Source organism: Lelliottia nimipressuralis, from assembly GCF_004402045.1.
Lineage (GTDB): Bacteria > Pseudomonadota > Gammaproteobacteria > Enterobacterales > Enterobacteriaceae > Enterobacter > Enterobacter chinensis.
This window is the reverse complement of record NZ_SOMG01000030.1, coordinates 1,087,813-1,102,491: the sequence shown is the minus strand read 5'-3', so window position 1 is coordinate 1,102,491 and position 14,679 is coordinate 1,087,813. Positions and strand designations below refer to the sequence as shown.

Here is a 14,679-nt window from a genome sequence, read left to right as displayed (position 1 = left end):
GCCTGTTTACGCAAAGATAAGTCGGTGAGAAGAAAATGATTTTCCGGCGATGACCTATACTTAAGTTAGCTGCGCAGAAGGTTTTCTGCACATGCGTTAAACCTGCAAGAGGGCATCGCTATGGGTATCATCGCCTGGATTATCTTTGGTCTTATTGCTGGCGCTATCGCTAAATTGATCATGCCGGGAAACGATGGCGGCGGCTTTATTTTGACCTGTGTACTCGGGGTCGTTGGTGCGGTTGTAGGCGGCTGGCTGGCGACGATGTTTGGCTTTGGAGGCAACATAAGTGGTTTTGACCTGCACAGTTTCCTGGTCGCTGTCGTGGGTGCCATTGTTGTGTTGGGCATATTCAGACTACTGCGACGAGCATAAAATGACATAAACGGCTCTCTGCGGAGGGCCGTTTTTTTTGCCTGAATATTGATTTGTTAATCGAAATGATAATAATTGTCGTTCCGTATTGCATCTAACAACAAGACGACATTATGAATACCTCCCGTTTTACGCTATGCGCCCTGGCAGGCGCCGTTACGCTGGCATTGCAGGTTCAGGCGTTTGCCGAAGAATCAACCATCGTCGTCACGGGCTCAGAGCAGGGCAGCGCGCTGCCGGCCTGGACAAACAGCGCCACGAAATCCGCCGTGGCCGAAAGTAAAACCCCGCAGATCATCACGACCGTCTCTGCGCCGGAAATTGAAAAGCGTCATGCGAGTTCCGTGAATGAAATCCTGCGCTATGCCCCGGGCGTCTCTACGGAGGTGCGGGGAAATACCTCCTACATGAGCGAATATAAAATTCGTGGCTTTACCGTCGACCAGGAGTTCTACAACGGGCTGCAACTGCCCTATAACGTTACCGGCAATACCAAAGCCCGCATCGACCCGCTGTTGATTGACAGCGTGGATATCCTGAAAGGCCCTTCATCGGTTCTTTACGGCGGCGGCTCGCCGGGCGGGCTGGTAAATATTCAGAGTAAAAAGCCGCAGCGGGAAGCCCGAACCGAGATCGGCGTAAATACCGGGACCCGAAACCTGAAAGAGGGCTATCTCGACTCAACCGGGCAGATTGCCGACAGCGACTGGAACTACCGTCTGCTGGGCAAAGCCACGGAAAATGACGGTCAGCCGCACACCACCCGGTATGAAAACTACCTGGTTGCCCCGTCTGTCACCTGGCAACCCGACAGCAAAACCCGCCTCACCCTCGATGCGCTGGCACAAAATACCCCAAGCCTGACGCCGTCGAACCCGCTGCCGCTCGCCTACCTGCGCTCGAAATACGCGGGCAAGCGCGATTACGCCGGAGATGAGTGGAACGGATTTAAGCAGCGACAGTGGATGCTGGGCTACAGCTTTGAACACGAGTTTGACAGCGGCTGGGGCTTTAACCAGAAGGCGCGCTATTTCGATGTCGATACCCATCAGCGCAGCGTCTATGCAACCGGCGCGGGGAGCGAGGTCTATCAGCTTAACCGCTTTGCCTACACCACCGATGAAGATCTGAAGAGCTTCAACATTGACAACCAGGTGACCAAAACCATTGCGCTGGGCGAGTGGAAACACCATCTGCTGGCCGGGTTTGACTATCAGAAGCTGAACTCCCACTTCCACTACCGTTACGCGTCGGCCACGCCGGGCATTGATATGCGCAATCCTGACTATTCGCAGATCAATGAAGGCGCTCTGGGGCTTTATACCGCCCAGAAAAACCGTCTGAGCTATCAGCAGAACGGCTATTACCTGCAGGATCAGGTTGAATTTGGCGGCTTAAATCTGCTGGGTAGCCTGCGCTACGATGATTACCGCTCCGTCACTACCAATTATCTGCAAAACGGTGATAAGGCCTGGGTATCACAGGACCGCGTCACCAAACGTCTGGGCGCGCTGTACGCCTTCGAGAACGGGATTTCACCGTTTATCAGCTATTCCGAAGGTTTTGCGCCGGTGTCGCCGCAGGGAACGCTCGTGGCAAAAGACGTCAAACCCACCACCAGCAAGCAGGTGGAAGGCGGGGTAAAATATCTGCTGGCGGATTACGCCACCACCTTTACCGCCTCGGTGTTTAACATCCGTCAGAAGAATGTCGTCACCTCCGATCCGGGCTTCCTGAACTATCGTCAGACCGGGGAAGTGGAATCTAAAGGGGCAGAACTGTCTGCCATCAGCCGTCCGACGGACAACCTGACGCTGATTGCCAACTATGCTTACACCCACGCGATCAATACGGAAGATGACAAGTACAAAGGAAAACGTCCGACGCAGGTGCCGGAGAACGCCTTCAACCTCTGGGGGGATTACACCTTCGAGAACACGCCGCTGAAAGGGCTGATGCTGGGCGCAGGCGCACGCTACACCGGGCCAATGGAAATCTCTCCGGCTAACGATGCGGGTAAGCTGGGCGGCACTACGCAGTACGATCTGTCGGCATCCTACCGGATGGGCGAAATACTGCCTTCGCTGGCAGGGCTAACGCTTAAAGCCAGCGCGCAGAACATCACTAACAAAGAGACGCTGACCTGTTACGACGCGACAAACTGCTGGATTGGGCGTGACAGAACGTATCAGCTAGGGGCGAGTTACAGCTTCTGAGCAAAGCCCTGTGAGTTCAAAATGTAGGCCGGGTAAGGCGTAGCCGCCACCCGGCAATACACTTACTGCGCCGCAGCTTTCGTCGGCGCAGCCTCGTCATTCGCCGCAGGCCGATTCTCCGGCACGCTGTCGCACGGTTTTTCTTTCGGGCAGACCAGGTCCAGCATCTTCAGCGTCACGCCGTTGCTCCAGCCAAACCCATCCTGTAGCGGATATTCTCCACCGCCGCCGCCCGTACCGGTTGTCGACACGTCATACTTCTCGACCAGTTTCTTTTCGCGATCGTAAGTATGCTGAACGTTCTTCAGGAAGCGCCAGGTCACGTCCATCGCGACCTTATCTTGCCCGTAATTCTGCAACCCTTCTGTTGCTACCCACTGCAGCGGAGCCCAGCCGTTTGGCGCATCCCACTGCTGGCCGCTGTTTACGGTGGTGGTCGCTATCCCGCCCGGCTGCAACAGGCGAGATGAGGCTGCCGCGGCGACTTTATCGGCGCGATCCTGTGCCGCTGCCTTCACGTAAAGCGGGAACAGGGCCGCCGCCGTGAGCTGATTGCGGACCTTCTTGCTCTTGAGATCGTAATCGGCGTACCAGCCCTCTTTATCATTCCACAGGTGGCTCTCGATGGCTTTCTGGCGCGCAGTAGCCAGCGCCTCATATTTGCTTGCGCTGGCGGCATCACCGCTCTCCTGGCTTGCCCGCGCCAGCAGTTTTTCCATCTTGAACATCAGGGCGTTCAGGTCTACCGGCACGATGCTGGTGGTCCGGATGGTGCCGAGTTTTTGCGGATTATCCATCCAGCGGGAGCTAAAGTCCCAGCCCGAGGCCGCAGCGGAACGTAAATCACGGTAGATCTCTGTCGCGGGTCGGTTAGGGTTACTTTTAGCGGTATTCACATCATCAAGCCAGGATTCCGGGCGCGGGGTATCGCGATCGTCCCAGTAGCGATTGAGGATTGCGCCGTCATCCAGCTTCACCACGCGTTTGTTGGCCTGCCCCGGTTGAAGGGCGTCAACGCCGTCCATCCAGTAGGCATACTCTTTCTCCATCTGCGGACGATATTTCTTCAGCGCATCGCTGTCGTGGGTCGCCAGCAGTTCAACCATCAGTGAGAAAAACGGCGGCTGGGAACGGCTCAGGTAATAGCTGCGGTTGCCGTTGGGGATATGCCCGAAGGTGTCGATTTCATAGGCAAAGTTATCCACCATATCGCTGATTTTGTCCCAGTGACCGCTTTCCGCCAGACCCAACATGGTGAAATAGCTGTCCCAGTAGTAGACCTCCCGGAAACGACCGCCGGGCACAACGTAAGGTTTCGGTAACGGCAGGAGGGAATCCCATTTGTTGCTGGCTTTATCGGTGGTGCGCGTCAGTACGGGCCAGAGATCGTCAATGTGTTCACGTAAGCTTTGCCCGGCAGGCGGAACATATTTTTCACCTTCCCCCGGTAGCGTAAAGTTCACCTCAACAAAATGGCGTAAATCAAACCCGGACTGACGGCGCTGCATGCGGTAATCGGCAAGGATCGTCAGAGGATCGCTGTTAGGTACCGCGTCGGCAAAGGTTTTTTGATCGGGGAAGAGTTTGGCACTCTGAACATCGTTGAAGAGGGGCCCGAGCAAAATATCCGGTGAATTCGTCTGGCCAGCGTTCATCTCTTCCGCGGCGCCAGAAGCGGCAACCGCGAGCAGCGCACTGCCCAGAACCAGAGGTAAAAGGCGAGGGCGCAGCTTTTGAGGGGTTATCATTGGTGCTTCTCCTTATTCACTGAGCAGCAGTTACGCTGTCAACAATCACCAGAAAACCTTAGTCGAATATGCCGCGCTTCGCGTGTCGAACATCGCATTTTGCACAAATCCAGACTATTTACCGTTGCGCTTAATGCCGCGCGTGATGCGGTGAAATATTGATATTGTGAATATCTAACAGCATGGGAAATAAATTGCGATCCGTTGCACATAATGTGCCCGGTGAATTGTTTCTTTTAATTATCACGATCACATAAAGCAAAAAACATAAGTTCCTGGTGAAAAAACATAATGGATCGTGGCGTCACTCTCAGGCGAAATTGTCGCAACAAAAGAAACCGGTTTCATAAATGAGGAGTCACGCTATGTCAGTTGCAGAAAAAATTCCGGTCAAAGAAAAAATAGGCTATAGCCTGGGAGATGCAGCGAGTCACATTGTATTTGATTCATCGGTGGCCATTCTGGCGTATTACTATACGGATATATATGGATTACCGCCGGCCGTAATGGGAACGATGTTTCTTCTGGTGCGTTTATTAGATGCCATTACCGATCCTGTAATGGGAGCAATTGCCGATGCAACGTCAACGCGCTGGGGGCGTTTTCGTCCATGGCTGCTGGCGATATGCGTGCCTTTTGCGGTGAGCTGCGTACTGGTTTATTCCATTCCGAATTTTACCGAAACCGGAAAGATTTATTATGCCGTCGGGGCATATATATTTATGACTCTGATGTATACCGCCATTAATATCCCGTATTGCTCCCTGGGGGCGGCGCTAACGTCCGACCCGCGTGAAAACCTCTCTTTGCAGTCCTGGCGTTTTGCTATCACCCCTATTGGCGGTGCGCTTGGTACAGCCCTCATTCTGCCTCTGGCGGATTATCTCTACCCTGGTGACAGAGCAACCGGCATTCAGGTAGCGATGGCGCTCTTTGGCGCGATCGGTTGTCTGATGTTTATCGTCTGTTTTGCGACCACAAAAGAGCGCGTGCAGCCCATCAAAGAAGAGAATCTGAACATCGCCCGTGACGTTAAAATTCTCTTCCGTAACGATCAGTGGCGCATTCTCTCCATTTACAACTTTATGATGCTGGTGGCGGTGGTGATTCGCGGCGGCGCGGTGGTCTATTACGTCAACACCGTGCTGAACAAAGGGGCGGACATCATCTCGTTCTTTATGCTGGGCGGGATGCTGGCCTCGATGTTTGGCTCCGTGCTGGCTCAGCCGTTCGGCACCCGTTTTTGCAAGGTCAAACTCTCGTTCTGGATTAATATCCTGAATGCCGCATTAGGCGTGGCCTGCTTCTGGCTGCCGCTGGAGTTCTGGGTTATTCCCCTGATCGCCCACGTGCTTATTCAGATTGTCCAGGGCGGCAACGGCGCGCTGCAGTGGTCTATGATCACCGATGCAAATAATTACGGTGAATGGAAAACCCAGCGTCGTATTACAGGTATGAATGTTGCGGCCAATATATTTGTGATTAAATTAGGTGTTGCGGTCGGCGGCGCTATCCTGGGCTGGGTTCTCGCCGGGTATAATTATGAGTCAAACAGCGCGGTACAATCGGAATCCGCCGTTCAGGGCGTCATTCTTCTGTTTACGTTGATCCCTTCACTCTTTTATTTACTCACCGCCTTCTCGATTAAGTTTTATAAATTAACGGAAAACGTCATGGATGGCGTAGTGAATGATTTAAATAAAGGCGAATTCGCTAATTCTTAATGGTTGATGTAGTAAGCCGATAATTCATATGAATTATCGGCGAGGTTCTCTGTGTCCGTCAGGAAATAATGATTAACTCACGAGGATGGAGTCGATGAAAGTGAAATACCTTGCACTCATTGTCAGTGCGTTTTGTACTACCGGAGCAATGGCAGCAAAAGATACCCAGCGTCTGGAAGATAAGCTGGCGCAACTGGAGGCGCGCCTCGAAAAGGCGGAAACACGGGCGGCAAAGGCGGAAGCGCAAATTCAGGATCTGAAGCAACAGCAGCAAACCGTGGCGGCCGCGAATCCGGTTGTGGTTGAATCCACGGAGCCTTCCACAGCACAAACGGCACCCAAACTGACGTTATCCGGCTACGGGGATATTAAGTTCTACGGCGACGTTGAATTTAATATGGACGCGGCCAGCAAGACCGGCAGTTTAACCTCCATGAAAACGACGGCCAATAAAGACTGGGCACCCGGCAGCCACGAGCGCTGGGATATTAACGGCCGTCTGCTGCTGGGTTTTGACGGATATAAACGGATGGAGAACGGCAATTTCGCCGGTTTCTCCGTGCAGCCGCTGGCTGACTTAACGGGCAAAATGAACCTTGATGATGCCGTTTTCTTCTTTGGTACGGAAAACGACTGGAAGGTGAAAGTTGGGCGCTTCGAAGCCTATGACATGTTCCCGCTGAATCAGGACACCTTCGTTGAATATTCCGGCAACACGGCTAACGACCTCTACAGCGATGGTTACGGCTACATCTACATGATGAAAGAGGGGCGTGGGCGTAGCGACAGCGGCGGTAATTTCCTGCTGAGTAAAACCCTGGGAAACTGGTATTTCGAGGTCAACACCCTGCTGGAAGATGGCAGTTCGCTGTTTGTTGACCAGCAGTACCACGGTGTGGACCTGGATAACGAAAAAAACGTCGCCTACGTCCGTCCGGTCATTGCCTGGCAGGAAGGCAACTTCTCGACGGCCATCGCGATGGAGAGCAACCTCGTCAACAACGCCTATGGCTACCGCGATGCATCGGGGAAATGGGTAGACCAGTCTGATCGCACCGGCTACGGCTTCACCATGACGTGGAACGGGCAAAAAACCGATCCGGATGGCGGTATCGTGGCGAACCTGAATACCGCTTATATGGATGCAACTGATGAGAAGGATTTCACCGCGGGCGTGAATGCCTTATGGCGTAACGTTGAGCTGGGCTATATCTACGCGCACAACCAGATCGATAATTTCAACACCGCTAACTTCGACGCTGACTGCGACGGGGACTGCTGGGTAACCGATCCCGGGGATTATGATATTCACACCATTCATGCTTCATACCTGATCCCGAACGTGATGAAGATGAAGAATTTCAATATTTATCTTGGCGCGTATGCGTCCTGGGTGGAAGCCCATCCGAAAGACGGCGATGACCGAAATGACGATCGCTACGGCGGACGCGTGCGCTTTAAATACTACTTCTGATGTCGTACGCCAGTCATACCTCTTCCGGGGTCTGGCTGGCTTCCCGCAGCGTGCCGGGTGCATGCCCGATAATCCGCTTAAACGCCCGGCTGAACGCCGCCAGCGAACCATATCCCAGCCGCAGCGCGACCGTTTCAATGGGCTGATTTTCATGGCGAATGTACTGAATGGCCAGCCGCATCCTCAGCTCACTGAGATATTTGGCCGGTGTGGTTCCCGTCGCGGACAGAAACCGTTCTGCAAACACGGAACGGGAGGTGCCCGCTTCTTTTGCCAGGTCCGCCACGCTCCAGTTCAGGCCGGGCTGCTGGTGCATGGCGTAGATGGCCCGGCTCAGACGAGGGTCACGTAAGACCTGCACCCAGCCTGTCGCTTTTCCACAACCCGCCTCGACCCAGCCGCGGACGATCAGCGCCGCCACCACGTCGGCCAGCCGGGCAAGGATCCCGGCGAACCCGACCTGTCGCGTCATTGACTCGCGCTCCATTGCCGCGAGCAGCGGATGAATTTCCGGCCAGGTGGACATCAGCCGGCTAACCATCATCACTTCCGGCATCGCCTTGATCAGCGGCTGCATCCCGCCCAGCTCAAAATCCATGCACCCGCTAAAGATGATGGTGTTCTCGCCCTCCGGGCAGGGCTCACAGGTAATAGCGCAGACCGAGCTGCAGATAGGTTCGCTGGGAAAGTCGTTGACCGGGGTTATGGTGGCCTGCTCGTCAGAGAGTAGTGCATGAGAATTACCGCCGGGAATAAACAGGGCATCGCCGCTGCTCAGTTCGAACGTCGCACCGCTCTCCATTCGCAGCAGGGCGCTGCCTTGGCTCACGAAATGAAACTGCGCTCTGCCGGGCGCGTGATGGAACGCGACGCCAAACGGCGAGCTGGCTTCAATTCGACGGTATTTCACCCCCGACAGGCGCATGCCGCGTAAAAGTTCGCTGATCAAATCGGGTGACTGTACGGTCATGACGCAACTCCGGACGAATAATCAATAAGTGGAGATTATATGTCATAGATCGTCCAGGGTGAACCTTCTATGCTTTTGCGACAGTTGTCACATTTCTATAACGGGAGAAAAACAGATGAATTCATGTGTCGCGGCGAGCGAGGCGGTAACGCCTGCAAAACCCGCCTGGCGGGCCGTCTATTCACTGGGGCTGGGGGTGTTTGGCTTGATTACGGCAGAATTTCTGCCCGCCAGTTTGTTAACGCCAATGGCCGCGAGCCTCGGCGTGAGTGAGGGAATGGCCGGACAGGCCGTGACCGCCACCGCACTCGTGGCGCTGGTGACCGGGCTGCTGATTACCCCGGCAACCAAAAGTATCGACCGCCGCTGGGTGCTGATGTTTTTCTCGGTGCTGCAAATTATCTCCAGCCTGCTGGTGGCTTTTGCGCCCAACCTGCACGTTCTGCTGATGGGGCGTTTGCTGCTCGGGGTTGCCATCGGGGGATTCTGGGCGATGTCGACGGCCACGACGATGCGTCTGGTGCCGGCGGACAAAGTGCCGAAAGCGCTGGCGGTGATCTTCTCCAGCGTATCCATTGCCACGGTGGTTGCGGCGCCGCTGGGCAGCTATCTTGGCAGCCTGATCGGCTGGCGTAACGTGTTTATCCTCTGCATTCTGCCGAGCATGCTGGCGCTGCTGTGGCAGCTCTGGGTCCTGCCGTCCATGAAGCCGGAGAGCAGCGGCAGCCTGAGCACGCTGTTCCGCGTGCTGCGTCGCCCGGGAATGATCGGCGGCATGCTGGCGACCATCCTGATCTTCAGCGGCCATTTTGCGTTCTTTACCTACCTGCGTCCGTTCCTGGAAACGGTAGGGCAGGCGAGCGTAGAGACCATTTCACTGATCCTGCTGGGCTTTGGACTGGCCAACTTTGTGGGCACCTCCGTTGCCGGGCATCTTCTGGCGCGTAATCTGCGCCTGACGCTGGCGCTGGTACCGTTCGCCATGGGCGTGCTTGCGCTCACGATGGTAGCGTTTGGTCATCTGGCCATGCTGGACGGATTCCTGGTTGCGCTGTGGGGCTTTGCATTTGGTCTGGTTCCGGTGGGCTGGTCAACCTGGCTTGCCACTACCGTTCCGGATGAAGCCGAAAGTGCAGGGGGGCTGCTGGTAGCCTCAATCCAGCTGGCGATAAGCGCCGGTGCGGCCGGGGGCGGGGCGGTATTTGACCTCAATGGCGCCAGCGGCGTATTTGCCGGCAGCGGCCTTCTGCTGGTAACGGCGATGGTGATTGTGTTTATGGGCGTGAAAGTTAAAGCGGAGTAATGCACTTGCCGGGTAGGCGCAAGCGCCACCCGGCTCCAGACTTACAGCCCTTTCTTATCCATAAATACCGCCAAATCTACCAGACGGTTTGAGAATCCCCACTCGTTGTCATACCACGCCAGGATCTTCACCATATTCCCGCCAATCACCAGCGTGGAAAGCCCGTCAATAATCGAGGAGCGCGGGTCGCCCTGGTAATCGCTGGAGACCAGCGGTTCATCGCTGTATCCCAGAATGCCTTTCAGTGGCCCGCTGGCGGCAGCGTGACGGAACGCCTCATTCACCTCTTCGACGGTTACATTGCGGCTCAGCGTCACCGTTAAATCCACAACCGACACCACCGGAACCGGCACGCGCAGGGAGTACCCGGTCAGTTTACCGTCCAGAGAGGGGATCACTTTCCCCAGCGCTTTCGCCGCGCCGCTGGAGTAAGGCACAATCGACAGCGCCGCCGCGCGCGCGCCGCGCAGATCTTTCTCCGGCTGGTCGTGCAGCGCCTGGCTGTTGGTATAGGCGTGGGTCGTGTTCATCAGACCATGCTCAATCCCGAACTGCTGATGCAGCACCTGAGCAGCCGGTGCCAGACCGTTCGTGGTGCAGCTCCCGTTACTCACCACGGCGTGGCGGGCGGGATCGTACTGCTCATGATTGACGCCCATCACAATCGTCAGGTCGTCGTTCTTCCCGGGAGCGGAAATGATGACGCGCTTCGCGCCGCCGTGGGTAATATGCACTGCCGCTTTTTCTCGTTCAGTAAAGAACCCGGTGGCTTCAATCACCACGTCAACGCCGACATCGCGCCACGGAATATTCGCCGGATCGCGTTCGCTAAATACGGCGATCCGCTGCCCGTCTACCTGCAGCGCGCCGTCTGCCGCTTCAACGGGCGCGGGTAGTTTACCCAGCAGGGAATCGTGTTTCAGCAGATGGGCGAGGGTTTTGCTGTCCGTCAGATCGTTAATGGCCACAATCTGCAGATCCGGGTTACCCAGCGCCGCGCGCAGGAAATTACGTCCGATACGGCCGAAACCGTTAATACCGACCTTAACCATGGTGCACTCCTTATCTTTCGTTGTCTGGAGTCACTGTAGGCGTCAGGCGCAATGGCGTAAACGACAAAAAAGGATCAGATTACGCCATTTTCCGGCAATGAAAGCGCTGGCGATATTCGCCCGGGGTGAGGTGGAGCTGTTTCTCGAACACGCGTCGCAAATTAATGCTGGTGCCAAACCCGCTTTGCCCGGCAATGCGCTCAAGGGAATCGCTGGTCTGCTCAAGCAACTGGCGGGCGGCGGCCAGACGCGCTTCGGTCACGTAGCGGGCAGGAGAGACGCCGGTCTCACGGGTAAACACGCGGGTGAAATTGCGCGGGCTCATCACCGCTTTTTCGGCCAGATTTTCCACGCACAGGTCGGCGGTGAGGTTTTGCAGAATCCAGGACTGCAGCTCGCTTATCGGGCCCGATGCGCCAGGCTGCTGCAGGCTGTAGCGACTGAACTGCAGCTGTCCCCCAGGGCGGCGCAGATACATCACCAGATCCTGCGCCACATCGCGGGCGAGGGTAAATCCGTAGTCGTCCTCCACCAGCGCCAGGGTCAGGTCAAACCCGGAACTCACGCCCCCGGAGGTCCAGATGGGGCCATCCTGAATATACAGCGGGCCGCCTTCGACCCTGATCGACGGGTACTGAGCCTGCATTGTCTCCAGCAGCCGCCAGTGGGTGGTCGCGCGACGACCGTCAAGCAAACCGCTCTGGGCCAGCAGCATCGCGCCGCCACATATTGAAGCGACCCGCCGGGCGTGCGGTGCCGCAAGGTGCAGCCAGTCGACGACCGCCGTGCTCTCCTGCTCGTTCATGCCGCGCCCGGTGATGATAATGGTGTCCAGCGGTTCACGCGGATCCAGCTCCGGCAGGCGATAATCCGCCAGCAGATTCAGGCCGGACTGACCGTGGATCACCTGGTGAGGCTGGGTCGTGGCGATGATAATCCGGTAGCGGGGTTGGGCAAGCCCTTCCGGGTGCAGCCGGTTGGCCTGCATCAGAATGTCGGCAATACCGGCGGCTTCAAACAGCATGCCGCCGTCAGGAACGATAATCAGGATCTTTTTCATGTCCTGAAAAGTACCTTTATTACAGAATAAGTCAAGCAGCGGGCAAGCCCCATGTTTCTGGCAAAGCAAAGCGATTTAAGTTGTTTGTTATTTCAGATGTAATCCCGGATTGTCAGGAGACTGTCTCTGGCGAAACGGCGTCTGAAGGAATGGGTAAACGAAACTCCCTCTATTTGCATCCGCAACAACGCAATCAAATCCACCATCTCGCATCGGGATTCCTGTGGCGAAGCGAACTGCCCACCTGGCTTTTAATTATTACTATTTATGCTGGCTGGTTTGCCACGCTGGCGTTCTGGCAAACGCTCGGCCTGCTTCCCGCCACGCTGCTGCTGATCGGGTTTACCGCCTGGTACATGTCCCTGCAGCATGAGCTGATCCATGGGCACCCCACGCGTTTTGCCTGGCTTAACCAGCTGTTTGGCACACTCCCGCTGGCGGTCTGGTATCCGTATGGCCTGTACCGGGATTCTCATCTGGCCCATCATCGGTACGATAGCCTGACCCATCCAGTGGATGACCCGGAGTCGTACTATTTTACCGACGAGAGCTGGGCGCGCTTTACCCCATGGCAGAAGCGCGCGATCCGCGCCCGGAACACCTTCGCCGGTCGGCTGATGCTTGCGCCGCTGCTCGATATTCTTCAGACCCTGGGCAGCGCCGCGGCGGCGTTTCGTCATCTTCGCCTGCGGGCGATGACGATGTGGCTGGTTCACAGTGTGCTGCTGGCGGCACTCTTCGCCTGTATGATGCACGTCGGTTTTTCACCCGTCTGGTTTGTGCTAGCGGTAAGCTATCCGGCGCTGGCGCTCACTAAAGTTCGATCCTTTTTCGAACATCGCGCAGCGGACGACCCGCTCGCGCGCTCCGTCATTAACGAGGCGGGGCTCTTCTGGCGGGTACTGTTTTTAAATCTCAACTACCATTCAGTACATCATGATTTGCCGGGCGTTCCCTGGTACGGACTGAAGGCGATCTACCTGCAAAACCGGGAGGCGTACCGGGAGCGAAACCACGGTTTTCTCGTCAGGGGCTACGGCGAATGGCTGCGACAGTTCTGGGCCAGACCCGTCGACGTCACCGTTCATCCCGGGAGACAACAAGAGGATGAGTATGAGTAACCTGCTGGCGTTTCCCATGTACGCCGTGGATCGCGACGACACCCGCGCGCTCTGGCTGGCGGTAAAGGGTTTACTGGTTGCGCGCGGTGTGCCCGTCGATCGTGACCCCGGCTGGCCGGAGGCTGACCTGCTGACCCACTGGCAACAGCCTGGGCTTATCCTCAGCCAGGCCTGCGGCTATCCGCTGGTCACGCAGCTTCCGGATGTGCAGGTGGTCGGCTGTTTTCACTACACGGCACCGGGCTGCGAAGGGATCCACTACCGCAGCGTTCTGGCGGTGCGCGAGGAGGATCGGCATCTCACGCTGGCTGATTTTCGCGGACGCCGGGCGGTCTGTAATTCACCGGACTCGCAGTCCGGCTACCGTGCGCTGCGAAAAAAAGTGGCTCCTCTGGCAACTGACGGTCCGTTTTTCGCGCAAACGTCCTTTAGCGGTAGCCATCGACAGTCGCTGATTGATATCAAACGCGGGGCAGGAGATATCGCGGCTATCGACTGTGTCACCTGGGCGCTGCTGCAGCGTCACGAGCCGGAGCGGCTTGCGGGGCTGGCGGTTATTGACCGCACCCCCCTGACGCCTGGGCTGCCGCTCATCACCTCGCATAACACTTCGCCTGAAACGCTGAACGCCATCCGCGATGCGCTACGCGCGCTGGTGAGCTCGCCGGAACACCGGGCCGTTTGCGACGCGGTATTCATCGGTGGGTTTAGCGTGGTGGCGCGCCAGGCTTACGCCTCATTGTCCGCATGAAAAATTTCCTGCGCATCGGTAAAACAGCGCAGCGCCAGTGAAGATACGGGTTTCTGCCTGCGCATAATCAGTCCGACGGGAGCCTCAATATTTGCGTCGGTGATGGGGACTATCCTGAAATTACTGTTCAGATCCTCCAGACCGTTGTTCAGCGGCATCACGGCGCAGCACACGCCGCTCTGAACCGCCTGAATGATCTGGAACGTGGAGTCGCTCTCAAAAACCGACGTCGGTTCGATGCCCGCCGCGTTAAAGCTGGCCTCCATATGCGCCCGGTAATGCATCCCTTTGGTCAGGAACCCCAGCGGAAAATCCATCAGATCGCGCCAGGTCAGTCTCTCCTGGCGTAGCTGGAAGTGGCGGGTGTCGTGCAGCAGACCCATCTTCGTTTTGGGCAACTGAATAATGTCGAACAGGCTGGTGTCGATGCTATTGAGGTAGCAAATCCCAAGTTCAAGCTGGTTGCGGCTGACGCCATCGGCTATCTGTGCGGAGGACATAGAATAGAGGCTGTAGGTCAGCTCCGGGTATTTTTGCGTCAGCAGACGAATAAAGATCATCGGATCCACACTCGCCAGCGGCACCATCCCCAACCGTAATTCACCCACCACCTGGCCTTTGCACAGCGCGGCTTCCGCCTGTAAGCCGTCGTGCGCGGCCAGCAGGGAGCGAGCCCACGCAAGGATGCGCTCTCCCTCCGGCGTAAACCCTTCAAAGCGCTGTCCGCGCACGATCAGCACCAGCCCCAGCTCCTCTTCCAGGTTGCGGATGCGCATGGAGAGGGTCGGCTGGGTGATATTGCACTGCGAGGCCGCTTTACCAAAGTGCCGGGTCTGGTCGAGTGCGATTAAGTATTTTAACTGTTTAATATCCATCTTTTTCTTT

General features: G+C 56.4%; 12 protein-coding genes. 7 read left to right on the top strand and 5 right to left on the bottom strand.

Annotation, left to right across the window (positions count from 1 at the left end; genetic code table 11):
* Window positions 1-120: 120 nt before the first annotated feature.
* Both E3U32_RS22845 and E3U32_RS22840 read left to right on the top strand, forming a co-directional pair.
* A complete protein-coding gene (locus E3U32_RS22845) occupies window positions 121-375 on the top strand; it encodes a GlsB/YeaQ/YmgE family stress response membrane protein (protein WP_008502662.1) in 255 nt (84 codons plus the stop codon).
* Between the two features lie 113 nt (window positions 376-488).
* Window positions 489-2,591: a TonB-dependent siderophore receptor gene (locus tag E3U32_RS22840; protein WP_134350629.1), complete on the top strand. Its 2,103-nt coding sequence runs from the start codon at window positions 489-491 to the stop codon at window positions 2,589-2,591.
* Between the two features lie 62 nt (window positions 2,592-2,653).
* Here E3U32_RS22840 and E3U32_RS22835 read toward each other — a convergent pair whose 3' ends face one another.
* Window positions 2,654-4,339 carry an alpha,alpha-trehalase gene (locus E3U32_RS22835; protein WP_134350628.1) on the bottom strand — a complete coding sequence of 562 codons (1,686 nt, stop codon included), beginning with the start codon at window positions 4,337-4,339 and terminating at the stop codon, window positions 2,654-2,656.
* Window positions 4,340-4,704: 365 nt separating this feature from the next.
* Here E3U32_RS22835 and E3U32_RS22830 point away from each other — a divergent pair, with 365 nt between their 5' ends.
* On the top strand, window positions 4,705-6,063 hold the full coding sequence (locus E3U32_RS22830) for a glycoside-pentoside-hexuronide (GPH):cation symporter (RefSeq protein WP_134350627.1): 1,359 nt from the start codon (window positions 4,705-4,707) through the stop codon (window positions 6,061-6,063).
* A 94-nt stretch (window positions 6,064-6,157) separates the two neighbouring features.
* Entirely contained in the window at window positions 6,158-7,537 is a 1,380-nt protein-coding gene (locus E3U32_RS22825; protein WP_134350626.1) for a carbohydrate porin, read from the top strand.
* 13 nt (window positions 7,538-7,550) lie between these two features.
* Here the strand turns inward: E3U32_RS22825 and E3U32_RS22820 are convergent, their stop codons facing one another.
* On the bottom strand, window positions 7,551-8,507 hold the full coding sequence (locus E3U32_RS22820; protein ID WP_134350625.1) for an AraC family transcriptional regulator: 957 nt from the start codon (window positions 8,505-8,507) through the stop codon (window positions 7,551-7,553).
* A 115-nt stretch (window positions 8,508-8,622) separates the two neighbouring features.
* Here E3U32_RS22820 and E3U32_RS22815 point away from each other — a divergent pair, with 115 nt between their 5' ends.
* The gene (locus tag E3U32_RS22815; protein ID WP_059312785.1) at window positions 8,623-9,810 is read left to right on the top strand and encodes an MFS transporter; all 1,188 of its coding nucleotides are present in this window, start codon (window positions 8,623-8,625) and stop codon (window positions 9,808-9,810) included.
* 41 nt (window positions 9,811-9,851) lie between these two features.
* Here the strand turns inward: E3U32_RS22815 and gap are convergent, their stop codons facing one another.
* Together gap and E3U32_RS22805 are read right to left on the bottom strand one after the other, a co-directional pair.
* A complete protein-coding gene (gene gap, locus E3U32_RS22810) occupies window positions 9,852-10,862 on the bottom strand; it encodes a type I glyceraldehyde-3-phosphate dehydrogenase (RefSeq protein WP_134350624.1) in 1,011 nt (336 codons plus the stop codon).
* Window positions 10,863-10,941: 79 nt separating this feature from the next.
* Window positions 10,942-11,922 carry a GlxA family transcriptional regulator gene (locus E3U32_RS22805; RefSeq protein ID WP_134350623.1) on the bottom strand — a complete coding sequence of 327 codons (981 nt, stop codon included), beginning with the start codon at window positions 11,920-11,922 and terminating at the stop codon, window positions 10,942-10,944.
* Window positions 11,923-12,071: 149 nt separating this feature from the next.
* On the opposite strand from E3U32_RS22805, the gene E3U32_RS22800 reads away from it, so the two are divergent.
* Window positions 12,072-13,043: a fatty acid desaturase gene (locus E3U32_RS22800; RefSeq protein WP_134350622.1), complete on the top strand. Its 972-nt coding sequence runs from the start codon at window positions 12,072-12,074 to the stop codon at window positions 13,041-13,043.
* Complete coding sequence (locus E3U32_RS22795; RefSeq protein WP_134350793.1) at window positions 13,036-13,794, top strand: phosphate/phosphite/phosphonate ABC transporter substrate-binding protein; 759 nt, start codon at window positions 13,036-13,038, stop codon at window positions 13,792-13,794. The genes E3U32_RS22800 and E3U32_RS22795 overlap by 8 nt, the downstream gene beginning before the upstream one ends.
* Here E3U32_RS22795 and E3U32_RS22790 read toward each other — a convergent pair.
* Window positions 13,773-14,669: a LysR family transcriptional regulator gene (locus tag E3U32_RS22790; RefSeq protein WP_134350621.1), complete on the bottom strand. Its 897-nt coding sequence runs from the start codon at window positions 14,667-14,669 to the stop codon at window positions 13,773-13,775. The genes E3U32_RS22795 and E3U32_RS22790 overlap by 22 nt on opposite strands.
* Window positions 14,670-14,679: the final 10 nt, after the last annotated feature.

Bases quoted from the DNA above. Each gene is read 5' to 3' on its own strand.
- E3U32_RS22845 (WP_008502662.1), top strand. From the start codon at position 121: ATGGGTATCATCGCCTGGATTATCTTTGGTCTTATTGCTGGCGCTATC.
- E3U32_RS22840 (WP_134350629.1), top strand. From the start codon at position 489: ATGAATACCTCCCGTTTTACGCTATGCGCCCTGGCAGGCGCCGTTACG.
- E3U32_RS22835 (WP_134350628.1), bottom strand. From the start codon at position 4,339: ATGATAACCCCTCAAAAGCTGCGCCCTCGCCTTTTACCTCTGGTTCTG.
- E3U32_RS22830 (WP_134350627.1), top strand. From the start codon at position 4,705: ATGTCAGTTGCAGAAAAAATTCCGGTCAAAGAAAAAATAGGCTATAGC.
- E3U32_RS22825 (WP_134350626.1), top strand. From the start codon at position 6,158: ATGAAAGTGAAATACCTTGCACTCATTGTCAGTGCGTTTTGTACTACC.
- E3U32_RS22820 (WP_134350625.1), bottom strand. From the start codon at position 8,507: ATGACCGTACAGTCACCCGATTTGATCAGCGAACTTTTACGCGGCATG.
- E3U32_RS22815 (WP_059312785.1), top strand. From the start codon at position 8,623: ATGAATTCATGTGTCGCGGCGAGCGAGGCGGTAACGCCTGCAAAACCC.
- gap (WP_134350624.1), bottom strand. From the start codon at position 10,862: ATGGTTAAGGTCGGTATTAACGGTTTCGGCCGTATCGGACGTAATTTC.
- E3U32_RS22805 (WP_134350623.1), bottom strand. From the start codon at position 11,922: ATGAAAAAGATCCTGATTATCGTTCCTGACGGCGGCATGCTGTTTGAA.
- E3U32_RS22800 (WP_134350622.1), top strand. From the start codon at position 12,072: ATGGGTAAACGAAACTCCCTCTATTTGCATCCGCAACAACGCAATCAA.
- E3U32_RS22795 (WP_134350793.1), top strand. From the start codon at position 13,036: ATGAGTAACCTGCTGGCGTTTCCCATGTACGCCGTGGATCGCGACGAC.
- E3U32_RS22790 (WP_134350621.1), bottom strand. From the start codon at position 14,669: ATGGATATTAAACAGTTAAAATACTTAATCGCACTCGACCAGACCCGG.